Raw genomic sequence first — 22,107 nt, 5'->3', positions numbered from 1 at the left:
GAGATTATGAAGAATCTTTTTCGCTTCGTCAACCCCTTTTTTGCATCGCTGCTCAAAAGCTGCTGACTGCGCGCCGCCCGTTTCTGCGGCGGCCTCCGCCGTCCGGACGCCTGTTTCATCACGTCCGCACTGCGAAGGGGGCGAATCTTACCCCTCACCACCGCCCTCGCGCAAGGGGGGCGCGTAGAAAAATTTTCTACCGGCTTCCCGTGAGCGCCGCCAGCGGCACAGCCTCCGCTATCGCCGCAGCGCAACCCGATGCCGCGCACGGAACAGTCTAGAATATGAGGCTCTCCGCATTCCAATACATAGATTTATGCGCTCGCGAATCGCCAAACGCCTCCCTCCGGACGCCGACAAACTTGTCGGCCTGTCGCTCGCCCTGTTCGCCTCGGGCAGCCGCACCGAAGACCGCTTCTGGGAAGCCAAGCTCGACACGCTGCTAGCGAAGGTCGTGCGCAACGGCAATCAAACGACCCTCGACGCCGCGCTCGATCACCTGCAGCAAAATCATCCGGACGCATACGGCGCGCTCGCCGACATGGCCGAAACGCACAGCGAATCGTTCGTCGTCGAACACGACGGTACGCAATTTGAGGCACTGCTCGTCGCCGCGCCGGTGCTTGCTTGGACACGCTATGTCATTCCCGCAGGCCCGCTGAAGGCCGACAATGCCGACGCCCTGCGCACGCACCTGCAGGCACACGTGCTCGCAAGCGGTACGCGCGTTGCGATGGCCCCCTACCTGTACAGCATCGATCAGTTGCCGCGCCATCACGTCGAAACCTGGCGTCTCGCACAGCAACTCGCGCAGGCTGCGCTGAGCGGCAGCGCCGCGAAGATCAGCTCGAGCGAATTGCCCGAAACGTCGCCCATCCTCGCCGATCCGCGCTTCCTGCTCACCGTCGTAGCAGCACCCGTCGGCGAGCCGCTCTTTCGCTGGCAAGAGGAGGAGCATGGCTCGCGCATCGAGCGCAGCCAGTGCCTCGAACAATGGGCGACGCAGGGCGGCGCCAATCTCGCAGTCGTGATGCCCGGCTGCGAGTTCGAGTGCCTGCTGCCTGACGCGTACTACTCGGCCTGCCGCGACGCCGACGAACGTGTGCGCCCGCATACGATCCGCACCGCCGTCCGTTATCTGATCGACACCACCGGCGCCTCCGCGCAGGACCTGCGCGCCGTGGTTGCGGGCTTCGGCGAGCGGCGCGTCGACGAATACCGGATCGGCTTCACACGGCGCGGCAGCAACGATGTCCTCTATGGCGTCGTCTGGCCGCTGTATGGCCGCGAGAATGGCGACGCGGACATCGACGAAGAACCGACCGAAGAAAATGGCGGCAACGGTCCGCTCGAAGAGATCGTCGCGCTGCTCAAGGAGTCGGGCATCACCGAAATCCGCCGTCACGCCGGCCGTTTCGAGCCAGAGTATTGCGATGATTGCGGCGTGCCGCTCTACGCAGACCCGCTCGGCGAAATCGTCCACGCCGAAATGCCGGAAGATTCCGAGCCCGTCCAGCCGCACTTCCACTGAGTCGCGCGTCAGATTCCTACCCAGTCCCGCCTTCGCGCGGGACTTTTTTTGCGCGGTAAGTCTTACACCTTCTGGACAGTCCACGCGATGCAAGCTTTTTGTCATCATGGCGCTGTTGGTCCAATTCCGCAGGCGAGTACAACGTGCGCGCCACGCATCCATTCGAGAGGTCGTCAGTCACAGGAGGGTATTTCATGCGGTTCGCAGTATTCAATCCGGACGCCGAAAGGCGCGAAGGACTCAAGGCACTGCTAAGACAGATCGATCGGCGCGCGCGCTTCAACGACGCTCCCGACTGGCGCAGCGCCGAACGCGTGATGCAACGCTTCACCCCGAATCTGTTCGTGATCGACTGGCATCACGGCATCCGCGCCGGCGAACTGAAGAATTTTGCGAACCACCACCGTACCCTGCCCATCGCCGTGCTCGTGGATAGTGCGGAGCCGCCCTCGGGCGTGCAGGCGCTGCTCGACGAAGGCGCACGCGGCATTATCCGGCGCACCACCGACTCGATCCTCATCGTCAAGCTGCTCGAACTCATTCTGCTAGGCGGCGATCACCTGCCCGCCGACGTCCTTCGCGAGCCGTGGCGCTCTCCGCCCTCTCTGCCCTCTCCGGCCCCACCGCGGCATCCGGGCAGGAGCGACACACTGGTGCGCGGCCGGCGCGCTGTCGTGCGCCTGTCACCCCGTCAGGAGCAGATCCTCCGCTGCGTCCACATGGGCAGCACGAACAAGATGATCGCCCGCGCGCTCGGTATCAGCGAAGGAACGGTCAAGATCCATCTGACGAGCATCTTCCAGCAGCTCGGCGCACCCAACCGCGCAGCGGCCGTCGCGATCTACAACGGCCTGCTGTCGAATCAGCTGGAGGTGTTGCGCGCCCAGGGCGAGCCGGCGCCAAAGCCCGTGCATGGGCATCACGGCGTGGTGCCGCTGCGGCCGCGCGACGCAGAGCCGTTCCGCTATCCGTTGCTGGCAGGCGACAGCGTCGAGACGCTACCTGCGCTACCAATAGCCGCAGAACCCAGCTGCCCGTGGGGCACATCCGGTCTCGCACAGTGCGCCGAGGCATCCGCCAGCAGCGCAAACGCCGAGGAGGATCCGCCCGCGACACCCCGTGCACACGTTTCGCCGCCCAACGAGTAATATTGAGACATGGGGTTCCTATATACGCCGCTGCCGTTATGGTTCGTAGTCGCCGGGTGGATTGTCGCCCTCGGCGTGCTCGCGCTCGCGTTGTGGAACAACCCGTTCAAGCGGCTTCAGGACGCGACGCTGCAGCACGTGTGGCTTGCGATCATCGTGGCCGTGGCCGTACTGTGGGCCAGCAACGCCTGGCTCGAAGACGGCACCGTGCTGCACCTGATCGGCGCCACGCTCGTCGTGACGCTCTTCGACTGGGGCCTCGCGCTCGTCGCCATGGCCGTGGTCGTCGCACTCGCGGCGCTCGTCTTCGATACACCCTGGGACGGCGTCGCGCTGACGTTCCTTCTGTTCGGCGCCGTCCCGGTCGCCATCTCCGCGCTGCTGCAGCGAGCGTGCACGGCCTGGCTGCCGCGCAACCTCCTCATGTTCATCGTCGGGCAGGGCTTCATTTCGCCCGCCATCGCCGTTTCGATCACCGCGTATCTGGCACTCGGCACCCATATCGCACTCACTGGCGGCTCGATGCTCGTCGTGCCGGCAAGCTACGCGTTCAGCGTATTTCTGCTGGCATCCGGCGAAGCATGGTTTACCGGTATGGCGACCGCGCTTATCGCCGTCTATCGGCCCGCATGGGTCACGACCTACGACGTGCGCCGATATCGACTGGGTGGCCCGCGCACTTGAGAGTCCGCTCCACGGAATCGCTGCCCACCTACGCTAAAATGCTGCTCCGACAGAACTCGCGCGACCTCGTGTCGTAGCGGGGTGGCCCGTACCACTCGCGGCAAGCCAGCGAGTCAAAGGCCAGGAAAATTATTTCAGGATTGAACTCTCCGGCACGTCGCAAGCTCTTACCGTGTCTCACGTCACACCGCACTCCTACACCAAGATGGACCGCAACTCTGCATCCCACCGGCTGCTGGTCACAGCCGGACGGCTTGCTGCATGCACCGCGAGCCTCGTGTTCGCCTTCGCACAGCCAGCCCGTGCCGATCAACTCGATCAGCACAACGACCTCGTCAACTCCTTCGTCAACCAGATGCACGCCGATCCGCTGGTCGCCGACTGCGCCGCGCACGGCCATTTCGTCGCCAGCACATCGACAGCGCTCGATCACGTGGAATTTCCGCCCACCTCGTTCGACAGCGCCCATTCGAGCGTCACGCCCTGGAACGACTCGTTCGACAACGGCAAGCAGCGCGTCAAAGTCGACACGATCGTGACCGTCGAGGGCGTCGGCATTCCGCAGAACAGCAATAACTCGCCGTACGATCTGAAATTCCGCTGCGGCTACGTCGGCAACCAGATGCTCGCGTTTAGCTGGAATGACCCGGTGCCGCCCGCGCGTGCGCACGGCGGCTCGCACGGCAAGGGCAAGCACGGAGCGAAGAAGTCGACCCACAAGGGTTCGAAGAAGGGTGTTTCGAAAAAATCGAGCCACAAGCCTGCGGCAACGAGCAGCGCCAAAAGCGGCTCGAAGCAAGCCAGGTCGGCGAAAAAGAAAACGACCAAGGCCTGATGCGCCGCATCGGCGCCGAGCGACAAAAAAGGGGAAGCGGTTCGCACCGCTTCCCCTTGTTCTTGCGTGCGTACGAGCTTACACGAACGTCTCCACGTGATGCAGGATAGCCTGCAGCATCGCGGCGCCGAGCGCGGCGCTGCGCTCGCCATTCCAGCCGACACGCTCGTCCGGCAGGTTGGCGTTGTCCTTGAACGGCATCTCCAGCGTCAGCGACAGGCACCCGTATTGGTGGCCGATGTACTTCGACGCGAGCTTGAGTGCGTCCTCGCGATAGCGGCTCGACTCGTAACCATGCTGATCCTGAAAATCGGGACTCGCGATCTTGAATGCCTCGATAAAGGCCTTTTGCTCGACGCGCTGCTGGTCGGTAAAGCCCGGCAGCATCTCCGAGCCTGCCACGAACACATAAGGCAGCGTTTCGTCGCCGTGGATGTCGAAGAAGAGATCGACGCCCGTCGCTTCGATCGCCTCGCGCACCACCAGCACTTCGGGGCTGCGCTGCGCGTCCGGCTCCATCCATTCGCGGTTCAGGTTCGCACCTGCGGCGTTGGTGCGCAGGTTGCCGTGCACGCTGCCGTCCGGATTCATGTTCGGGACGATGTGGAACACCGCACGGTCGTAGAGCTTGCGCGCGACCGGATCGCCCGCCCAGTCGCCCCAGCCCGCGAGACGCTTCACGAGCCCTTCGACGAACCATTCCGCCATCGACTCGCCCGGATGCTGGCGCGCGATGATCCAGACCGTCTTCTTCGGCTTGCCATCCGGCGTCGTGTCGCCCGCCGTGCCGAGCGTGAGCAGCGACATCGGCCGGCCCTCGACGGTCTGGCCGAGTTCAGTGAGCGTCGCGTGCGGCAGTTGCTGCAGCGCGCCGAGGAATTCTGCGTGACGCTCCTCGCTATAAGGCTCGAAATACGCGTAGTAGATGCTGTCGAAGTCCGGCGTGTGATCGATCGTGAGCTTCTGGCCGTCGTACGAAGTCGGCACGCGGAACCAGTTCACACGGTCGTAGCTCGCCGCGGCCTGGTAGCCGCGCCAGCCTTCCGCAAACGCGCAGGCCGCCGCGTTCTCGAACGTCATCACGCAACGCTCGCCGCGCGCGCCCGAGAGCCGGAAGTAGAACCATTGGGCGAACTCGGACTGATTGTCGGTGCGCACGCGCAGGCGGATATCGTCGGCGCGCTCGCACGACAGAACTTCGATCGCGCCCGCGTCGAACTGGCTGGTAATGGAAAGCGTCATGGCTGTTTTCCTCGCTTATTCGGCAATGCGCCGGCGAAATACGTAAGTCGAATCGTTCGATGCATCCGCAACGAACGTGTAACCTTCGGCGTCGAAGCCCTTGAGCCCTTGCGGCTCGGCGATGCGATGCTCGACCGCATAACGCGCCATCAGGCCGCGCGCGCGCTTCGCATGGAAGCTGATAATTTTGTACCGGCCGCCCTTCCAGTCCTCGAAGACCGGTGTGATCACGGGCGCCGCGAGCTGCTTCGGCTTGACCGACCTGAAATATTCGTTCGATGCGCAGTTCACGATCACGCGCGCGCTCTTCGCGTTGTGTTCGAGCTGCGCGTTGAGCGCATGCGTAATGCGCTCGCCCCAGAACGCATAGAGATCCTTGCCGCGCGCATTTTCGAAGCGCGTGCCCATTTCGAGGCGATACGGCTGCAGCAAATCGAGCGGACGCAGCACGCCATAGAGGCCCGAGAGCACGCGCACGTGCTGCTGCGCGTAGTCGAGGTCGGTGGCGGAGAGCGATCTGGCGTCGAAACCCTCATAGACGTCGCCATTGAAAGCGAGCACGGCCTGCTTCGCGTTGGCCTCGCTGAACTCTTTCGACCAGTCGGCATAGCGCTGGAAATTCAGGCGCGCGAGTTGATCGGAGATGCTCATGAGCGAGCCGATCTGCTGGGGTGACAAACGGCGCAGGCCGTCGATCAGTTCGGCTGCGTCTTCGACGAAAGCAGGGATCGTGTGGGTTTCGATGTGCGCCGGCGTGTCGTAATCGAGCGATTTAGCTGGCGACAGAACGATTATCATAGAGGCTTGCAGGCACGCAGTGCCGATGTTCAAGGCGAAAGCCCGATTGTAGCGAATGTCACGAATGACCGGTTTTCAGCCCCAGCCCTCCGCCACCGTACTGTCCGCGGTTCTCGATTCGAACGTGTGGCTCGACATCCTCGTGTTCGACGATCCACACACGCGCCCGATCCGCGCCGCGCTCGAAAGCGGCGCGCTACGCGCATTGATCGACGCGCGCTGTCTCGCCGAACTCACGCATGTTCTGGACTACCCGCACCTCGCGCAACGCGGGGTCGAAAAGGCCGATGCGCTCGCCAGCGTGTCGCGCCTCGCCGACCTGATCGTCCCGCCCGCCCTGCCCGACGACGCACGGCCGTTGCCGCTGTGCCGAGACCGCGACGACCAGAAGTTCCTCGAACTCGCGCGCGCAAGCGGCGCGGCATGGCTCGTCTCGAAGGATCGCGCGGTGCTCAAGCTCGCGAAGCGCATGGCACGCGACTTCGGCTTTCGCGTCGCGACACCGGGCGCTTTCATCGACGAAACCGGGCTCGCCGCCGCGCAATCCGCCTGCGCCTGATGCGCCTCGCGCACGGCAATCACGCGGGAACGCGCGGATTTGCCTGCATATGCCTACAATCAGGCTTTCCCGATTGAACGTCCACCGTCTGCCCGCGCCATGAACGCACCGCATTTGCCGCACGAATCTTCGTCCACGCCGCTCACGCCCTCATTCCCGTCGCGTCTGCCGAACGTCGGTACGACGATCTTCACCGTGATGAGCGCGCTCGCCGCAGAAAAAGGCGCCGTGAATCTGGGCCAGGGCTTTCCCGACTTCGACTGCGACGCGCGCATCGTCGACGCAGTCGCGCAGGCCATGCGCGAAGGCCACAACCAGTATCCGCCGATGGCCGGCGTGCCCGCGCTGCGCGAGGCGATCGCCGACAAGATCGCGCACGTCTACGGCCGCCGCTACGACGCGAACACCGAGATCACGGTGACGGCGGGCGCGACCCAGGCGCTGCTGACCGCGATCCTGTGCGCGGTCCATCCGGGCGACGAGGTGATCGTCGTCGAGCCGACCTACGACAGCTATCTGCCGTCCATCGAACTCGCGGGCGGCAAGCCCGTGTTCGTCACGCTGGAAGCACCCGATTACGCGATTCCGTTCGACCGGCTCGCTGCCGCGATCACGCCGAAGACGCGCCTCATCCTCATCAACACGCCGCACAACCCGACGGGTACGGTGTGGCGCGCCGAGGACATGCGCCAGCTCGAGGCGATCGTGCGCGGCACCAACGTGCTGATCCTCTCCGATGAGGTCTACGAGCACATGGTCTACGACGGCGCGCCGCACGAGAGCGTCGCGCGCTATCCGGAACTGGCGGCCCGCAGCTTCATCGTGTCGAGCTTCGGCAAGACGTATCACGTGACGGGCTGGAAAGTGGGCTACGTGGCCGCACCCGCGCCGCTCACGGCCGAATTCCGCAAGGTGCATCAGTTCAACGTGTTCACCGTGAACACGCCGATGCAAGTCGGTCTCGCGCACTATCTACGCGATCCGAAGCCGTATCTGGAACTGCCGGCGTTCTATCAGAAGAAACGCGACTTCTTCCGCGCGGGTCTCGCGAACACGCGCTTCAAGCTGCTGCCGTGCGAGGGCACCTATTTCCAGTGCGTCGATTATTCCGCGATCAGCGACCTGCCCGAAGCCGAGTTCTCGAAGTGGCTCACGACCGAGATCGGCGTGGCCGCGATTCCGGTCTCGGCGTTCTATCACGAGCCGCATGAATCGGGCGTCGTGCGCTTCTGTTTCGCGAAGCGCGAAAGCACGCTTGCCACCGCGCTCGAACGTCTCGCGCGACTCTGACGAAGCCGGCGCGATGCATCCGCGAACGACCCTGCGTTCCCGATCATCGCGCGAGGCCGCAGCGGAACGCGGCGGCATGTTGCGCATACTGCAAACGACGCCGCGCAATCGTCGCTTACGCGTTGGCCGCGATATACGCCTTGCGATCGGCGTTCACGCGCTGCGCCGAGGGCCGCTCGCCGATCAGCTTCAGGTACGCCTTCCAGTCGATCCCCGCCTCTGCCACGAGATCGACGCCATAGATCTTCTGCGTCGCCGACGCGACGAGCGGCAGGCTCACGAAGGTCGCCGCATCGGCCACGCCGAATTGCTCGCCCGCCACATACGGCGCGAACTTCGCGAGCCGCTTGAAAGCGGCGATATAGCGGCGCAGACGCTTTTGCGCCGTCGCCTTGACCTCGTCGCTCACCGTGCCGCCAAAAAACGCCTCGACGTAGAGTTCGCGCGCTTCGAGTTCCAGATGGGTTTCGACGAACGTGATGAGTTCGCGCTCCTTGGCGGCCTGCCACGGATCGGCCGAGAAAATGCGGTGCTCGGGAAAGCGCGCGTTCAGATACTCGACAATCACTTCCGATTCGCACAGAAAGCCGTTTTCAGTCTCGATGAACGGCACCTTGCCCGCGGGCGAATGCGCGCGCAGCGCCTCGTCGAGCGGCAGCTTGTCGATCACCTCCTCGAAGGCGATGCCGTACTCGAGCAGCACGAACTTGACCTTGTTGAAGTAGTTCGACAGCGCGAAACCGTGCAGCTTGATCATCCTCGTTTCTCCTTGAAGACAGCGCTGCTGCGAACAGCGCCGAAATCTGTTGCCATAGAAATGTACGACCGTGCTATTCTAGGACACTCATGGAGTGAAGTTTCCAATGACTTCCCATTATTTCTACATTGAGACAACCGGCATCGTAGTCGCGGCAGCAGCCGCGCGCGACAAACTTGCCGATACGTTCGCCCGCCTCGCAGCCGCCGGCAAGGCGCACGGCGCGTCGATCCTGCCTGGCGCCGCCCGGCGCAACGAACCGCGCGGCACACTGCGCAACCAACCAGACGAGGTCCGCGCATGAGTGCCGAACTCCGCAGCAGCCGGCCGCAAGGGCATGAATCGTCGCTCGTCCTCACGCTGTCGAACCCCGGCGCACGCAACGCGCTCCATCCCGACATGTACGCCGCCGCCATCGAAGCGCTCGACGCCGCCGAGCGCGACGCGTCGTTGCGCGCGATCGTGCTGACCGGCGCCGACAACTTCTTTTGCGCGGGCGGCAACCTCAATCGCCTGCTGGAGAACCGCGCGAAGGATCCATCGGTGCAGGCTGCCAGCATCGACATGCTCGCCGAGTGGGTCAACGCGATGCGCCAGTCGAGCAAGCCCGTGATCGCCGCGGTCGAAGGCGCTGCGGCAGGCGCAGGCTTCTCGCTCGCGCTTGCCGCCGATCTGCTGGTTGCCGCCGAGGACGCGAAATTCGTCATGTCGTATTCGCGCGTGGGCCTCACGCCCGACGGCGGCGGCTCGTGGTTTCTCTCCCGCGCGCTGCCGCGTGCGCTCGCCACCGAACTGATGCTCGAAGGCAAGCCGGTCGGCGCCGCACGGCTTGCCGAACTCGGCGTCGTCAATCGCCTCGTCAAGCCGCACACGGCGCTCGACGCCGCGCTCGCATGGGCCGACGATCTCGCCGCTGTCTCGCCGAATTCGGCTGCGCGGATCAAAGGTCTGGTCAATGTCGCCGACACGCAGCCGCTCGCCGATCACCTGATCGCCGAACGCGAGAATTTCGTCGCGTCGCTGCATCATCGCGACGCGCTCGAAGGCATCACCGCGTTCCTCGAAAAACGTCCACCGGTCTACAAGTAGATGAGCGATTTCCAGATGCCCGCGCGTCGCCGCATCTTTCTGATGCGCCACGGTGACGTCACCTACTTCGACGATTCGGGCCGCGCCATCGATCCCGATACCGTGCCGCTCAACGAGAACGGCCGCGCGCAGGCGAAGGCGGCAGGCCGCGCGTTCGCCTCGCAGGCGCGGCGCTTCGACCGTGTGATCGTGAGCGGCCTGCGCCGCACGGTCGAAACGGCGCAGCATGTGCTCGAAGAAACCGGCCAGCAGATCGAACTCGAAGTGCAGCCCGCGTGGGAAGAGATTCGCGGCGGCCGCCTCGCATCGATTCCGCCCGGCGACGTTGAGAACGCATTCCTGCGCGCGTTCGATGGCATCGTCGCCGAAGACACGCGCTTTCTCGGCGGCGAAACCATCGGCGAACTGCTCGACCGCGTGCTGCCCGCGCTCGCCGCGCTGCGCGCCGATCCGTCGTGGGACACCGCGTTGCTCGTGCTGCACGGCGGCGTGAACCGCGCGATTCTCTCGCACGCAATCACCGCAGGCGGGCGCACGTTCTTCGGCCATCTGGCGCAGGCGACGGGCTGCATCAACGCGCTCGACGTCGGCACGGCAAGCGGCGACTGGATCGTGCGCACACTCAACTATGCGCCGCCGTCGCCGCTCCATCACGAAACGCGTAACACGACCATGGAAATGCTTTACGCGCAATTCCTGCGCTTTCGCCCGCGCACCTAGCGCGCGGCATCCATAAACAAGAGGGGGAGACAAATATGGCGCAAGCCAGCCCGGATGGAGACACCCCGAAGCAGAAGTACAACCCGGCGCCGGCCCCGAGCGATTATTCGGCGTTCGAGGGCACGCGTCCCGTGGCAGAACGGCAGCGCTTCGACATCGAAGCGCTAACCGCCTGGCTCGCGGCGCACGTCGACGGGTTCGCCGGTCCGCTCACGGTCGAGCAGTTCGCGGGCGGCCAGTCGAACCCGACGTTCAAGCTCGTCACGCCGCAACGCACTTACGTGATGCGCGCCAAGCCTGGCCCGAAAGCGAAGCTGCTGCCGTCGGCGCACGCGATCGAACGCGAATACCGCGTGATGGATGCACTCGGCGCGACCGATGTCCCCGTCGCCAGGATGCTCGCGCTGTGCGAGGACGAAGCGGTGATCGGCCGGGCGTTCTACGTGATGGAGTTCGTCGAGGGCCGCGTGATGTGGGATCAGTCGCTGCCCGGCATGTCGCGCGAAGAACGCGCGGCGATCTACGACGAAATGAACCGCGTGATCGCAGCGCTGCATAACGTGTCGCCCGAAGCGATCGGCCTCGCCGACTACGGCAAGCCCGGCAATTATTTCGTACGTCAGATCGATCGCTGGAGCCGCCAGTATCAGGCGTCGCAAACCGAGCCGATCGACGCGATGAATCGCCTGATCGAATGGCTTCCGCAGCACGTGCCCGACAACGCGGGCGCGCGCATCTCGGTCGTGCACGGCGACTATCGCCTCGACAATCTCATCTTCCATCCGACCGAGCCGCGTGTGCTCGCGGTACTCGACTGGGAGCTTTCGACGCTCGGCGACCCGCTCGCCGACTTCTCGTATCACTGCATGGCCTGGCACGTCGATCCGGCGCAGTTCCGCGGCATCGGCGGACTCGACTGGGCCGCGCTCGGCATCCCCGACGAGCAGCACTACGTCGAGCGTTATTGCGCGCGCACCGGTCTCGAGATTCGCGGCGACTGGAACTTCTACCTTGCGTACAACATGTTCCGCATCGCCGCGATCCTGCAGGGCATCATGAAACGCGTCGTGGACGGCACAGCGGCCAGCGCCCAGGCCGTCGACGCAGGCGCTCGCGCACGGCCCATGGCGGAACTCGCGTGGCGTTACGCGCAAAAAGTCCGCTGAAGGTCCGAAGAAACACTATCCGCACGACAGCTATTTTCCCGGCGAGGTTATAGATGAACTTCGATTACACACCGAAAGTGCAGGCGCTGCGCGAGAAGTTGCTCGCGTTTTTCGACGAACATATTTACCCGAACGAGCACCTCTTCCATGAGGAAGTCGCACGCAATCGCGCGAACGGCAATGCATGGGTGCCCACCGAGATCGTCGAAAAACTGAAGCTCAAGGCACGCGAGGCGGGCTTGTGGAACCTGTTCCTGCCCGAGTCGACGCGCGGCGCGGGCCTCACGAACCTCGAATACGCACCGCTGTGCGAGATCATGGGCCGCGTGCACTGGGCACCCGAAGTGTTCAACTGCAGCGCGCCGGACACCGGCAACATGGAAACCATCGAGCGCTACGGCACCGAGGAGCACAAGCGCCAGTGGCTTGCGCCGCTGCTCGAAGGCCAGATCCGCTCGGCATTCCTGATGACGGAGCCCGATGTCGCTTCGTCGGATGCGACCAATATCCAGACGCGCATCACGCGCGACGGCGACGACTACGTGATCAACGGCGTCAAGTGGTGGTCCTCGGGCGCGGGCGATCCGCGTTGCGCGGTCTATATCGTCATGGGCAAGACCGATCCCGACGCACCGCGCCACGCGCAGCAGTCGATGATCCTCGTGCCCGCCAACGCCGAGGGCATCACGGTGCGCCGCCCGCTCACCGTGTTCGGCTACGACGACGCACCGCACGGCCACATGGAGATCACGCTCAAGAACGTGCGCGTGCCCGCGTCGAACGTCCTGCTCGGCGAAGGGCGCGGCTTCGAGATCGCCCAGGGGCGGCTCGGGCCGGGCCGCATTCACCACTGCATGCGCCTCATCGGCGTCGCCGAACGCGCGCTCGAATACATGACCCGACGCGCCCTCACGCGCGTGGCGTTCGGCAAGCAGATCTCGGCGCAGACGGTCACGCAGGAACGCATCGCCGAGGCGCGCTGCATGATCGAGCAGGCACGCCTGCTCACGCTCAAGGCCGCGTACATGATGGATACCGTCGGCAACAAGGGCGCGCGCGGCGAGATCGCGATGATCAAGGTCGTGGCGCCGAACGTGGCCTGCCAGGTGCTCGACTGGGCGATCCAGGTGCATGGCGGCGCGGGCGTGAGCGGCGACTTTCCGCTCGCCTATGCGTATGCGCACGCTCGCACGCTGCGCTTCGCCGACGGACCCGACGAGGTTCACCGCAACGCAATCGCCAAGCTCGAATACGGGCGCTACAAGGAACTCGACGCAGCTTCGCGGCGGTAAGTCCGCGTATGCGGGAGGGACGCGTGCTCACGTTCTGCATCCCTCATCGAACTGTGCTCTAATCTGCGCGAGTTGAGGCGCTGCGGCCGGGCCGCGGTGCTCCCCGTCCACAGTGCCATGGAGACACAATGATCGATGTCTATAGCTGGGCCACGCCGAACGGCCACAAAGTGCATATCATGCTCGAGGAAACCGGCCTCGAATACCGCGTTCATCCAGTCGATATCGGCGCGGGCGACCAGTTCCAGTCCGACTTTCTCGCCATCAGTCCGAACAACAAGATTCCCGCCATCGTCGATTCCGAAGGCCCGGTTCGCGCCGACGGCAAGCCGTTCTCGCTCTTCGAATCGGGCGCGATCCTGATTTATCTGGCGGCGAAAACCGGCCAGTTCATGCCGGAAGACCTCGCTGCGCGCTACGACGTGCTGCAGTGGACCATGTTCCAGATGGGCGGACTCGGGCCGATGCTCGGCCAGGCGCACCACTTCCGCATCTATGCGCCCGAAAAGATCCAGTACGCCGTCAACCGCTACACGAATGAAGCGAAGCGGCTCTACAACGTCATGGAAACGCAGCTCGGGAAGACCGAGTATCTCGCCGGCGACGAGTACACCATCGCCGACATCGCCGCATTCCCGTGGACGCGTTCGTGGCAGAACCAGGGCATCGATCTCGACAGCCTGCCGAACGTGAAGCGCTGGCACGAGACGATTGCGGAGCGGCCTGCGGTCAAGCGTGGCGTGGAGGTACTCGCCGCCGCGCGCAAGCCGATCAGCAGCGACAAGGAGCGCGAAATTCTGTTCGGCGCGACGCAGTACGCAAAGCACTGAGCGCACTCAAAGCGCAGCAAAAACGCTTGAAAAGCGCATAAAAGAAGGGGCGTCCGGCAACGCGTGCCGCACGCCCCTTCGATTCGATGGTGTTCCGATACGCGCCTGTGCCGATGCACAGGCGAACGCGATCAGAAGTAATGCCGCGTAATGAACTCGGCCACGCACGCGGGCCGTTCGCTGCCCTCGCACTCGATGGTCGCGTTCCACGTCACCTGCACGCTGCCGTCGGCGGCATCTTCCGCTTCCTTCACGCCAAAGCGCGCGCGCACCTTCGATCCGACCGGCACGGGTGACGTGAAGCGCACGCGATTGAGCCCGTAGTTCACCCCCATACGCTGATGGATCTTCACAGTCCGCGCGAGCAGCGCCGGCATCAGCGAAAGCGTGAGAAAACCGTGCGCGACGGGACCGCCGAACGGCGACTCGCGGCGCGCGCGCTCTGCATCGACGTGAATCCACTGGTGATCGCCGGTGGCTTCGGCGAAGTCGAGCACCTGCGGCTCACCCACCTCGATCCAGCCGCTCACGAACGGCGTGCCGCCCGCGAGCGCGCGCAGCGTCGCCACGTCGGCAATCTGGACAATGCCGCTCTCGCTCATGATGCGCTCCCCGGATGCCGCAGCCCGAACAGGGCCTTCGAACGCACCGTGACGATGGTTTCGCCGTGCTGGTTCACGCCGTCCCAGCGCGTTTCGACGATGCCGCGATCGGGCTTGCTCGACGACACGCGCTTGCTGACGATGGTGTTCGTCATGGTGAGCGTGTCGCCGACGCGCGTCGGCTTGAGCCAGCGGATCTCATCGACGCCGGGCGAGCCCATCGAGGTCGAATCGCCCAGGAAGTTGCGCACGAGCATGCCCATCATGACCGAACACGTATGCCAGCCGCTCGCGACGAGCCCGCCGAACATCGACGCTTCGGCGGCCTCCTCGCTCATATGGAACGGCTGCGGATCGAACTGCCCGGCGAACTGCACGATCTCCTCGCGCGTGAACGTATGCGAGCCGACCGTGTACGACCTGCCGACTTCGAGATCTTCGTAACTCACAGTCATCGTTGCTTTCCTCGATGTGGCCGCGCTCGTGCAGCCGCTTGTACAACCGCTTATGCAGCCGCTTGCGCGAAGCCCGGCAGCGCGGTGAAGCGCTCCAGATGATGATCGACATCGCCAAGCGTCGTTTCGATGATCGCGAGGCGCTTGAACAGGTGAGCCGCCGCGACCTCGTTGGTGACGCCCATGCCGCCATGCAATTGCACGGCCTGCTGGCCGACGTAACGCGCCGCCTGCCCCACGCGCGCTTTCGCGGCGGAGATCGCACGACGGCGCTGGTCAGGCGACTCGCTACTGTAGCGCGCCGCGGCGAGGTACGTGATCGAACGGGCCTGCTCGGCGTGAATCAGCATGTCGGCCATGCGGTGCTGCAGCGCCTGAAAACGCGCGATCGGCACGCCGAACTGCTGGCGCGTCTTCGTGTATTCGACGGTCGCACTCGTGAGCGCGTCAATCGCACCGAGCGCTTCCGCGCACAGCAGGAAGGTCGCGTAATCGGCAATGCGCTCCCACGTCGCTGCCCCAACGGACTCGCCGCCCAGCCGGCGCGCGTGCACACCGTTGAACTTGAGCGTCGCGGCGCGCTGGCCGTCGATCGTGCGGTAGTCGCTCACATCGACACCGTTCGCGCCGCGCGCGACGACGAACAGCGCAACTTCGCCCGCAACACGCGCCGGGACGATCCAGTAGTCGGCTTGCGCGCCGTGCTGCACGACCGACTTTTCGCCCGTGAGCGCAAAGCCGTCGCCCGTTTCCTTCGCCGTGGCGGCGAGCGAGAACAGGTCGTAGCGCGCATCGGGTTCGTGGAAAGCCACCGCGAGGCGCACTTCGCCAGTGGCCACGCGCTCGAGCAACGCTGCATCTTCGCCTTGCGCATCGCCCGCGAGCCGGAGCGCTTCGACGCCGACCGCCGTCGCCCAGTACGGCTCGACAACCAGCGCGCGGCCGAGCTGCTGCATGACGGCCAGCATGTCGAACGGCGTGCCGTCGAAGCCGCCGTGCGCCGACGGCACAGGCAGCGCCGTGAGACCAAGCTCGACGAACGCATTCCAGTGAGAGGCCGAGACGCCTTCGGGCGTCTTCACGATCGCCTGGCGCGCTTCGAAGCCGTAGTTCTTGTCGAGATAGCGACGCAGCGCGTCGGAAAGTTGCTGTTGCTCTTCGGTGAAATTGAAGTCCATTGCGCCGCTCCTCAGATCCCCAGAATCATCTGCGCGATGATGTTCTTCTGGATTTCGTTCGACCCGCCGTAAATCGACGTCTTGCGGTAGTTGAAGTAGTACGCCGCGAGCGGAGCCGCGTCGTCGTCGCCGCCTGCGGCGTGCGGGTGCTTGCCCTCGAGGAACGCCGGATCGAACGGCGCGGCCAGCGGACCGACCGCATCGAGCATCAGCTCGGTCAGCGCCTGCTGGATTTCGGTGCCCTTGATCTTGAGCATCGACGCTTCGGGACCCGGGCCACGGCCGTTGCCGCTGCTCGCGATCACGCGCTCGGCAGTCACTTCGAGCGCCATCAGTTCGATTTCGACGGCGGCCACGCGCGCCGCAAAGACCGGGTCGTGCAGCAGCGGTTTGCCGTTTTTCTTCTGCTTGAGCGCGACGCTCTTGAGGAATGCCAGTTCGCGGTTCGATGCGCCCACGCGCGCAATACCGGTGCGTTCATGACCGAGCAGATACTTCGCGTAGGTCCAGCCGCGGTTCTCCTCGCCGACGAGATTCTCGGCCGGCACCTTCACGTCTTCGAAGAACACTTCATTGACTTCATGGTCTTCGTCGAGCGTGATGATCGGGCGCACGGTGATGCCCGGCGTTTTCATGTCGACGAGCAGGAACGAGATGCCCTCTTGCTTCTTTGCGGCGGGATCGGTGCGCACGAGGCAGAACATCATGTCGGCGTGCTGGCCGAGCGTGGTCCAGGTCTTCTGGCCGTTCACGACATAGTGATCGCCGGAATCGTCCTTGACCCGTACGGCGCGCGTGCGCAGCGAAGCAAGATCGGAACCCGAGCCCGGTTCTGAATAGCCCTGGCACCACCAGTCGGTGCCCGCGAGGATACGCGGCAGGTAGTAACGCTTCTGCGCTTCGCTGCCGTACTTCATGAGCACGGGCGCGACCATCGACACGCCGAACGGCAGCACGATCGGCGCACCGATGCGCCCGCATTCGGCGTCCCAGATGTGGCGCTGCACTTCGGTCCAGCCCGGGCCGCCCCATTCGACGGGCCAGGCCGGCGCCGACCAGCCCTTCTGGCCGAGCAGGCGGTGCCAGCTGACGATGTCGTCGCGACTCAGGCGTTTGTGGTTGAGTACCTTGTCGCGCAGCGTTTGAGGCAGATTGGCCTCAAGCCACGCGCGGATGTCGGCGCGAAATGCGTCGTCGGCGGGGGAATAATCGAGATCCATGCGCAGTGTCTCCTCGCCGCAGCCAATGCCGCCGCGGCGAAGGCCCGCATGGTTACTGCAGCGAGCCCTTCAGCGCGGCCGGAACCGGCAGCGGCATCACATCGATGCCTTCTTCGACAAGAGCTTGCGCATCCTCCGCGGTTGCGACTCCGCGGATGTTGCGCGACGGCGCTTCGTTGTAGTGCATGCGCCGCGCCTCCTCGGCGAAACGGTCGCCCACGTTCTCCGTCTTCTCCAGGACCTCGCGCAGTGCACGCAACGCCAGACCTTGCCACTGTGCGGCCTGTTGCTCCGCAGGTTTGGCGCCCGGCTCGGTCGCACCGGACAGATTCAGCCGGGGCGCGGACGGCAGGCGGCTCACCTCGGTGGCGCCGCACATCGGGCATTCGACCAGCTTGCGCGCACGCTGCGACTCGAAGTCGTCAGCGGAGGCGAACCAGCCTTCGAACCGATGGCCGTCTGGGCACTGTAAATCAAGGACCTTCATGGGGAATCGGGGCTTAGCAGCGAGTGTAGCGCAAAATTCAGATTTGTGAACGGTCGTTCAGAAATTTTCCAGCCGCCCGGAGTTTGCCTGGAATCTGCCTGGAATTGGGCGGGTGCACGATTGTAGCGCCGTGCGGCGAGCGCCGCTGACCGCACACGTTGAGCGCCAACAAACGCAAACGGCGGCCTTGCGGGCCGCCGTCGATCGATGCCCACGCATGACAGCGTGGATTCAGCCCTTCTCGACCTCGCCGAGCGGCCAGGTACCACCACTACCGCCAAGCGCCTTCTCCAGCCAGAACGTGCCGATGATCGTCTTCACATCCGTGATCTGGCCGTTGCGCACCCAATCGAGCAATTCGGGCAGCGTCGTCGTGAAGGTTTCGAGGAATTCGCCTTCATCGAGATTGGCTTCACCGGCGATCAGACCGCGTGCGAGATAGATGTCGATGAATTCCGTCGAGTACGAAATAACCGGATGAATACGCGTCAGGTAGACATACTCGCGCGCCGTGTACCCCGTTTCCTCGCGCAATTCGCGCTTCGCACACGCGAGCGCGCCTTCCTGCGGATCGAGCTTGCCAGCAGGAAACTCGGTCATCACGCGCGACAGCGGATAGCGATACTGGCGCTCCATCAGCACGCGGCCATCGTCGAACAACGGGATCACCATCACCGCGCCGGGATGCAGCACGAACTCGCGCGTTGCGTGCTTGCCGTCCGGCAATTCCACCGTATCGCGCTTGAGCGTGAGGAAGTTGCCCGCGTAGAGGGTCGTGCTTTCGACGCACGTCTCAGTGAGCGCCCGGTCGTGTTTCAGATGTTCAGCAGCCATGTTCAACCTCTGGGATGCCGCGTGAGAGCGGATTGATGTGCGCCCGCACGAAGGCGAGCGCCTGAGAAGCTCGAAGCCTGAGCTACGCCGAACGGCGTTTGACGAGATACTGCCAGGTGAAGCCGGGGAACGCGAACACCACGAACAGGCTGAACGTGATGGCGTAGAACTGCCAGCCCTGCTCGAAACGGTTGCCGGCGCGCGCTTCCAGCAGGAAGCCGAACGCGCCGACCACGAAATACAAAACGATCAATTCGGCGATGCGCAGCCACACGCTCTTCTTCTTTGCGCGCAGCGGCACAACGCCGAACAACCGCTGGTTGGCGAACGGCAGGTTGGCGCCGACCAGCGCCAACAGCACGACAAACCAGCCTGCAGCAGACATTACAGTTGCAGCGTATGCGTGACGGCCTGCAGGCAGAGCGTCATCAGCGGACCCGGAACGATACCGAGCACGAGCACGGCCACGCCGTTGAGCGCGAGCAGCATGCGATTGCCCGCACCGCTTTCGATCGGCGAGGTGTCCTGCGGCGCATCGAAGTACATCAGCTTGACGACGCGCAGGTAGTAGAACGCGCCGAACAGCGAGGTGATCACCGCAAGCACGGCGAGCCACGTCAGGCCTGCGTTAATCGTTGCCTGGAGCACCGCGAGCTTGGCGTAGAAGCCGACCGTCGGCGGGATGCCGGCGAGCGAGAACATCATCACCATCATCACGAACGCGAACACCGGGCTGCGCTGGTTGAGGCCCTTGAAGTCGTCGAGCGTATCGGCTTCGAAGTTGCGGCGTGCGAGCAGCATCACGACACCGAACGCGCCAAGCGTCGTCAGCAGGTAGATGATGCTGTAGAACATCGCCGAGCTGTACGCGTTGGCCGCGCCGGTCGCCTTGCCGTCCACGATGCCGGCCAGCAGGCCGAGCAACACGAAACCCATGTTCGAGATCGCCGAGTACGCGAGCATGCGCTTGATGTTGCGCTGAACGATACCGGTGATGTTGCCGACGATCATCGAGAGCGCCGCGAGGATGATCAGCATTTGCTGCCAGTCGAAGGCGAGCGGCCAGAGACCCATCACGAGCAGGCGCACGCCCCACGCGAAAGCCGCAACCTTCGGGCCGCCGCCGGTGAGCAGCGTCATCGCCGTGGGCGCGCCTTGATAAACGTCCGGCACCCACATGTGGAACGGCACCGCGCCCATCTTGAACGCCACGCCCGCCACGATGAACACCACACCGAACAGCAGCACGACGTCGTTGATATGGCCCGATGCGATGGCCTTCAGCACTTCGTTCAGTTCGAGCGAACCGGTCGCGCCGTAGATCATCGAAATGCCGTACAGCAGGAAGCCGGAAGCCAGTGCGCCGAGGACGTAGTACTTCATCGCCGCTTCGTTCGACTGCGTCTGGCCGCCGCGCAGTGCGATCACCGCGTAGAGCGACAGCGACATCAGCTCGAGGCCGAGATACAGCGTGAGGAAGTTGTTGCCCGAGATCATGACGATCTGGCCAAGCAGCGAGAACAGGCCGAGCAGGAAGAACTCGCCCTTGAACATGTCGCGGTCTTCGAGGTACTTGCGCGAGTAGACGATCGTCACGGCGAAGCCGAGCGTCACGGCTGCCTTCATCGCGCTGGCGAACGGGTCGACCACGTACATGCGCGAGAAGTAGTAGTACACGTGCGGATCGAACGCGTTCACCGCGAACCACAGGCCGCCCACCAGCGTGGACAGCAGCGAGATGAAGTAAGTCGTCTTGCGGCCCGCTCGGCCCGTCAACGTGTCGTTGAGCCACGCGACGGTGATGGCGGCCATCACCAGCGCGTCGGGAAGCAGTGCGTTCATAGGGGCGTTTGGCATGATCTTTATGTCCTCCGCTCGACGTTACTGTGACAGCGGCAGTTTCGACACTGCAACATGGGAGAGGAGGTTATCCACGGAAACGTGCATCACATCGGTAAAGGGCTTCGGGTAGAGGCCCATGAAAAGCGTCATCAGTGCGAGCACACCCAGTACCAGATACTCACGGCAGTTGATGTCCTTCAGTTCGCGCACGTGGTCGTTCGCGATCGCACCGAAGTACACACGCTTGTACATCCACAACGTATAGGCCGCACCGAGAATCAGCGTGAACGCAGCGCCGAACCCGATCCAGAAGTTGAACTTCACGGCCGCGAGAATCACCATGAACTCGCCGACGAAACCCGAGGTTCCCGGCAGGCCGCAGTTGGCCATGGAGAACAGCATCACGAGTGCCGCGAACTTCGGCATCGTGTTGACCACACCGCCGTAATCGGCGATCTGGCGCGTATGCATGCGGTCGTACAGCACGCCGATACAAAGGAACATGGCGCCCGAAACGAAGCCGTGCGAGATCATCTGGACGATGCCGCCTTCAACCGCGAGCTTGCTCGATTCGCCGAACATAAAGAAGCCGAGCGTGACGAAGCCCATGTGCGCAATCGATGAGTACGCAACCAGCTTCTTCATGTCGGTCTGCACCATCGCGACGAGACCGATGTAGATCACGGCGATCAGCGACAGCGTGATGATGACCGGCGCGAGATAGTGGCTTGCGTCAGGTGCGATCGGCAGCGAGAAGCGCAGGAAACCGTACGCGCCGAGCTTCAGCATGATCGCGGCCAGCACGACGGAACCGCCGGTGGGCGCCTCGACGTGGGCGTCCGGCAACCACGTGTGGACCGGCCACATCGGCACCTTCACCGCAAAGGCGAAGAAGAATGCGATGAATAGCAGGATCTGCGGCGTCATCGCGATCTTGGCTTGCTGCCACGTCGCGAGATCGAACGTGCCGGTTTCGCGGTACAGGTACAGCAGCGCGACCAGCATCAGCAGCGAGCCGGCCAGCGTGTACAGGAAGAACTTGAAGGCTGCGTACACGCGGTTCTGACCGCCCCACACGCCGATGATGATGTACATCGGGATCAGGGTCGCTTCGAAGAACACGTAGAACAGCATGCCATCGGCAGCGCTGAAGACGCCGACCATCAGCCCCGACAGGATCAGGAACGCGGCCATGTACTGCGCGACGTTCTTCGTGATGACCTGCCAGCCCGCCACCACCACGATGACGGTGATGAGCGCGGTCAGCACGACGAACCACATCGAGATGCCGTCGACGCCGAGGTGATACGTAATATTGAAACGATCGATCCAGGAGGCCTTTTCAGCGAACTGGAGATCGGCTGTGCTCACGTCGAATCCCGAAATCAGCGGAATCGTGACGAGAAAGCCAAGCAAGGAGCCGATGAGCGCGAGCCAGCGGGCCGTGCCCGGGTTCCGGTCGGAACCCACTGCCAGAACCAGGACACCGAACAGAATCGGCAGCCAGATTGCGATACTAAGAATCGGATAAGCGTGCATGCAGTTTTC

General features: G+C 64.0%; 24 protein-coding genes. 12 read left to right on the top strand and 12 right to left on the bottom strand.

Going from position 1 to position 22,107, the window contains the following annotated elements:
• The first annotated feature begins 316 nt into the window (after positions 1-316).
• The 4 genes from Q0L30_RS14730 to Q0L30_RS14715 all read left to right on the top strand — a co-directional run bounded on the left by Q0L30_RS14730 (position 317) and on the right by Q0L30_RS14715 (position 4,198).
• Positions 317-1,531: a DUF2863 family protein gene (locus Q0L30_RS14730; RefSeq protein ID WP_296657602.1), complete on the top strand. Its 1,215-nt coding sequence runs from the start codon at positions 317-319 to the stop codon at positions 1,529-1,531.
• Positions 1,532-1,725: 194 nt separating this feature from the next.
• Positions 1,726-2,679, top strand: coding sequence for a response regulator transcription factor (locus Q0L30_RS14725; protein ID WP_296657600.1), 954 nt, complete (start codon positions 1,726-1,728; stop codon positions 2,677-2,679).
• 9 nt (positions 2,680-2,688) lie between these two features.
• Positions 2,689-3,363: an energy-coupling factor ABC transporter permease gene (locus tag Q0L30_RS14720; RefSeq protein WP_296657597.1), complete on the top strand. Its 675-nt coding sequence runs from the start codon at positions 2,689-2,691 to the stop codon at positions 3,361-3,363.
• 205 nt (positions 3,364-3,568) lie between these two features.
• Positions 3,569-4,198, top strand: coding sequence for a hypothetical protein (locus Q0L30_RS14715; RefSeq protein WP_296657609.1), 630 nt, complete (start codon positions 3,569-3,571; stop codon positions 4,196-4,198).
• 78 nt (positions 4,199-4,276) lie between these two features.
• On the opposite strand, the gene Q0L30_RS14710 is transcribed toward Q0L30_RS14715, so the two are convergent.
• Together Q0L30_RS14710 and yaaA are read right to left on the bottom strand one after the other, a co-directional pair.
• The gene (locus Q0L30_RS14710; protein WP_296657594.1) at positions 4,277-5,440 is read right to left on the bottom strand and encodes a M14-type cytosolic carboxypeptidase; all 1,164 of its coding nucleotides are present in this window, start codon (positions 5,438-5,440) and stop codon (positions 4,277-4,279) included.
• A 15-nt stretch (positions 5,441-5,455) separates the two neighbouring features.
• Complete coding sequence (gene yaaA, locus Q0L30_RS14705; RefSeq protein ID WP_296657590.1) at positions 5,456-6,238, bottom strand: peroxide stress protein YaaA; 783 nt, start codon at positions 6,236-6,238, stop codon at positions 5,456-5,458.
• 55 nt (positions 6,239-6,293) lie between these two features.
• On the opposite strand from yaaA, the gene Q0L30_RS14700 reads away from it, so the two are divergent.
• A complete protein-coding gene (locus Q0L30_RS14700; RefSeq protein WP_296657589.1) occupies positions 6,294-6,797 on the top strand; it encodes a putative toxin-antitoxin system toxin component, PIN family in 504 nt (167 codons plus the stop codon).
• A 99-nt stretch (positions 6,798-6,896) separates the two neighbouring features.
• Positions 6,897-8,087 (top strand): pyridoxal phosphate-dependent aminotransferase, encoded by a 1,191-nt coding sequence (locus Q0L30_RS14695; RefSeq protein ID WP_296657586.1) that lies wholly within the window; start codon positions 6,897-6,899, stop codon positions 8,085-8,087.
• A gap of 115 nt (positions 8,088-8,202) precedes the next feature.
• Here Q0L30_RS14695 and Q0L30_RS14690 read toward each other — a convergent pair whose 3' ends face one another.
• Positions 8,203-8,844 carry a glutathione S-transferase gene (locus Q0L30_RS14690; RefSeq protein WP_296657583.1) on the bottom strand — a complete coding sequence of 214 codons (642 nt, stop codon included), beginning with the start codon at positions 8,842-8,844 and terminating at the stop codon, positions 8,203-8,205.
• Positions 8,845-8,950: 106 nt separating this feature from the next.
• Between Q0L30_RS14690 and Q0L30_RS14685 the strand changes: the two genes are divergently transcribed.
• The 6 genes from Q0L30_RS14685 (at position 8,951) to Q0L30_RS14660 (ending at position 13,941) form a co-directional block, all read left to right on the top strand.
• The gene (locus Q0L30_RS14685) at positions 8,951-9,148 is read left to right on the top strand and encodes a hypothetical protein (protein WP_296657580.1); all 198 of its coding nucleotides are present in this window, start codon (positions 8,951-8,953) and stop codon (positions 9,146-9,148) included.
• Positions 9,145-9,933, top strand: a complete 789-nt coding sequence (locus tag Q0L30_RS14680) for an oxepin-CoA hydrolase, alternative type (protein WP_296657578.1) — start codon at positions 9,145-9,147, stop codon at positions 9,931-9,933. The genes Q0L30_RS14685 and Q0L30_RS14680 overlap by 4 nt, the downstream gene beginning before the upstream one ends.
• The gene (locus tag Q0L30_RS14675; RefSeq protein ID WP_296657575.1) at positions 9,934-10,653 is read left to right on the top strand and encodes a histidine phosphatase family protein; all 720 of its coding nucleotides are present in this window, start codon (positions 9,934-9,936) and stop codon (positions 10,651-10,653) included.
• Positions 10,654-10,688: 35 nt separating this feature from the next.
• Entirely contained in the window at positions 10,689-11,819 is a 1,131-nt protein-coding gene (locus Q0L30_RS14670) for a phosphotransferase (RefSeq protein WP_296657573.1), read from the top strand.
• 53 nt (positions 11,820-11,872) lie between these two features.
• A complete protein-coding gene (locus Q0L30_RS14665; RefSeq protein ID WP_296657571.1) occupies positions 11,873-13,111 on the top strand; it encodes an acyl-CoA dehydrogenase family protein in 1,239 nt (412 codons plus the stop codon).
• Between the two features lie 128 nt (positions 13,112-13,239).
• Positions 13,240-13,941: a glutathione binding-like protein gene (locus Q0L30_RS14660; RefSeq protein WP_296657568.1), complete on the top strand. Its 702-nt coding sequence runs from the start codon at positions 13,240-13,242 to the stop codon at positions 13,939-13,941.
• Between the two features lie 131 nt (positions 13,942-14,072).
• Here Q0L30_RS14660 and Q0L30_RS14655 read toward each other — a convergent pair whose 3' ends face one another.
• From Q0L30_RS14655 to Q0L30_RS14615, 9 genes are all read right to left on the bottom strand, one after another.
• Positions 14,073-14,543 (bottom strand): MaoC family dehydratase, encoded by a 471-nt coding sequence (locus Q0L30_RS14655; protein ID WP_296657565.1) that lies wholly within the window; start codon positions 14,541-14,543, stop codon positions 14,073-14,075.
• The gene (locus Q0L30_RS14650) at positions 14,540-14,998 is read right to left on the bottom strand and encodes a MaoC family dehydratase (protein ID WP_296657564.1); all 459 of its coding nucleotides are present in this window, start codon (positions 14,996-14,998) and stop codon (positions 14,540-14,542) included. The genes Q0L30_RS14655 and Q0L30_RS14650 overlap by 4 nt, the downstream gene beginning before the upstream one ends.
• Positions 14,999-15,048: 50 nt before the next feature.
• On the bottom strand, positions 15,049-16,176 hold the full coding sequence (locus Q0L30_RS14645) for an acyl-CoA dehydrogenase (RefSeq protein WP_296657561.1): 1,128 nt from the start codon (positions 16,174-16,176) through the stop codon (positions 15,049-15,051).
• A gap of 11 nt (positions 16,177-16,187) precedes the next feature.
• Positions 16,188-17,396 (bottom strand): acyl-CoA dehydrogenase family protein, encoded by a 1,209-nt coding sequence (locus tag Q0L30_RS14640; RefSeq protein ID WP_296657559.1) that lies wholly within the window; start codon positions 17,394-17,396, stop codon positions 16,188-16,190.
• A gap of 52 nt (positions 17,397-17,448) precedes the next feature.
• Positions 17,449-17,883, bottom strand: coding sequence for a DUF1178 family protein (locus Q0L30_RS14635; RefSeq protein WP_296657557.1), 435 nt, complete (start codon positions 17,881-17,883; stop codon positions 17,449-17,451).
• Between the two features lie 231 nt (positions 17,884-18,114).
• Positions 18,115-18,717, bottom strand: a complete 603-nt coding sequence (locus tag Q0L30_RS14630) for an NUDIX domain-containing protein (protein WP_296657555.1) — start codon at positions 18,715-18,717, stop codon at positions 18,115-18,117.
• 82 nt (positions 18,718-18,799) lie between these two features.
• The gene (locus Q0L30_RS14625; RefSeq protein ID WP_296657553.1) at positions 18,800-19,102 is read right to left on the bottom strand and encodes a DUF2818 family protein; all 303 of its coding nucleotides are present in this window, start codon (positions 19,100-19,102) and stop codon (positions 18,800-18,802) included.
• Entirely contained in the window at positions 19,102-20,574 is a 1,473-nt protein-coding gene (gene nuoN, locus Q0L30_RS14620) for an NADH-quinone oxidoreductase subunit NuoN (RefSeq protein ID WP_296657548.1), read from the bottom strand. Before nuoN ends, Q0L30_RS14625 begins: the two co-directional genes overlap by 1 nt.
• Before the next feature lie 24 nt (positions 20,575-20,598).
• On the bottom strand, positions 20,599-22,098 hold the full coding sequence (locus Q0L30_RS14615) for an NADH-quinone oxidoreductase subunit M (RefSeq protein WP_296657546.1): 1,500 nt from the start codon (positions 22,096-22,098) through the stop codon (positions 20,599-20,601).
• Positions 22,099-22,107 lie beyond the last annotated feature (9 nt).

The organism is Paraburkholderia sp., from assembly GCF_024281035.1.
Classification (GTDB): Bacteria; Pseudomonadota; Gammaproteobacteria; order Burkholderiales; family Burkholderiaceae; genus Paraburkholderia.
The sequence above is the reverse complement of the archived record's forward strand: the minus strand, read 5'-3'. Positions and strand labels throughout refer to the sequence as shown.

What these genes read in the sequence shown, in the direction of transcription:
- Q0L30_RS14730 (WP_296657602.1), top strand. Translation starts at nt 317, where the DNA reads ATGCGCTCGCGAATCGCCAAACGCCTCCCTCCGGACGCCGACAAACTT.
- Q0L30_RS14725 (WP_296657600.1), top strand. Translation starts at nt 1,726, where the DNA reads ATGCGGTTCGCAGTATTCAATCCGGACGCCGAAAGGCGCGAAGGACTC.
- Q0L30_RS14720 (WP_296657597.1), top strand. Translation starts at nt 2,689, where the DNA reads ATGGGGTTCCTATATACGCCGCTGCCGTTATGGTTCGTAGTCGCCGGG.
- Q0L30_RS14715 (WP_296657609.1), top strand. Translation starts at nt 3,569, where the DNA reads ATGGACCGCAACTCTGCATCCCACCGGCTGCTGGTCACAGCCGGACGG.
- Q0L30_RS14710 (WP_296657594.1), bottom strand. Translation starts at nt 5,440, where the DNA reads ATGACGCTTTCCATTACCAGCCAGTTCGACGCGGGCGCGATCGAAGTT.
- yaaA (WP_296657590.1), bottom strand. Translation starts at nt 6,238, where the DNA reads ATGATAATCGTTCTGTCGCCAGCTAAATCGCTCGATTACGACACGCCG.
- Q0L30_RS14700 (WP_296657589.1), top strand. Translation starts at nt 6,294, where the DNA reads ATGTCACGAATGACCGGTTTTCAGCCCCAGCCCTCCGCCACCGTACTG.
- Q0L30_RS14695 (WP_296657586.1), top strand. Translation starts at nt 6,897, where the DNA reads ATGAACGCACCGCATTTGCCGCACGAATCTTCGTCCACGCCGCTCACG.
- Q0L30_RS14690 (WP_296657583.1), bottom strand. Translation starts at nt 8,844, where the DNA reads ATGATCAAGCTGCACGGTTTCGCGCTGTCGAACTACTTCAACAAGGTC.
- Q0L30_RS14685 (WP_296657580.1), top strand. Translation starts at nt 8,951, where the DNA reads ATGACTTCCCATTATTTCTACATTGAGACAACCGGCATCGTAGTCGCG.
- Q0L30_RS14680 (WP_296657578.1), top strand. Translation starts at nt 9,145, where the DNA reads ATGAGTGCCGAACTCCGCAGCAGCCGGCCGCAAGGGCATGAATCGTCG.
- Q0L30_RS14675 (WP_296657575.1), top strand. Translation starts at nt 9,934, where the DNA reads ATGAGCGATTTCCAGATGCCCGCGCGTCGCCGCATCTTTCTGATGCGC.
- Q0L30_RS14670 (WP_296657573.1), top strand. Translation starts at nt 10,689, where the DNA reads ATGGCGCAAGCCAGCCCGGATGGAGACACCCCGAAGCAGAAGTACAAC.
- Q0L30_RS14665 (WP_296657571.1), top strand. Translation starts at nt 11,873, where the DNA reads ATGAACTTCGATTACACACCGAAAGTGCAGGCGCTGCGCGAGAAGTTG.
- Q0L30_RS14660 (WP_296657568.1), top strand. Translation starts at nt 13,240, where the DNA reads ATGATCGATGTCTATAGCTGGGCCACGCCGAACGGCCACAAAGTGCAT.
- Q0L30_RS14655 (WP_296657565.1), bottom strand. Translation starts at nt 14,543, where the DNA reads ATGAGCGAGAGCGGCATTGTCCAGATTGCCGACGTGGCGACGCTGCGC.
- Q0L30_RS14650 (WP_296657564.1), bottom strand. Translation starts at nt 14,998, where the DNA reads ATGACTGTGAGTTACGAAGATCTCGAAGTCGGCAGGTCGTACACGGTC.
- Q0L30_RS14645 (WP_296657561.1), bottom strand. Translation starts at nt 16,176, where the DNA reads ATGGACTTCAATTTCACCGAAGAGCAACAGCAACTTTCCGACGCGCTG.
- Q0L30_RS14640 (WP_296657559.1), bottom strand. Translation starts at nt 17,396, where the DNA reads ATGGATCTCGATTATTCCCCCGCCGACGACGCATTTCGCGCCGACATC.
- Q0L30_RS14635 (WP_296657557.1), bottom strand. Translation starts at nt 17,883, where the DNA reads ATGAAGGTCCTTGATTTACAGTGCCCAGACGGCCATCGGTTCGAAGGC.
- Q0L30_RS14630 (WP_296657555.1), bottom strand. Translation starts at nt 18,717, where the DNA reads ATGGCTGCTGAACATCTGAAACACGACCGGGCGCTCACTGAGACGTGC.
- Q0L30_RS14625 (WP_296657553.1), bottom strand. Translation starts at nt 19,102, where the DNA reads ATGTCTGCTGCAGGCTGGTTTGTCGTGCTGTTGGCGCTGGTCGGCGCC.
- nuoN (WP_296657548.1), bottom strand. Translation starts at nt 20,574, where the DNA reads ATGCCAAACGCCCCTATGAACGCACTGCTTCCCGACGCGCTGGTGATG.
- Q0L30_RS14615 (WP_296657546.1), bottom strand. Translation starts at nt 22,098, where the DNA reads ATGCACGCTTATCCGATTCTTAGTATCGCAATCTGGCTGCCGATTCTG.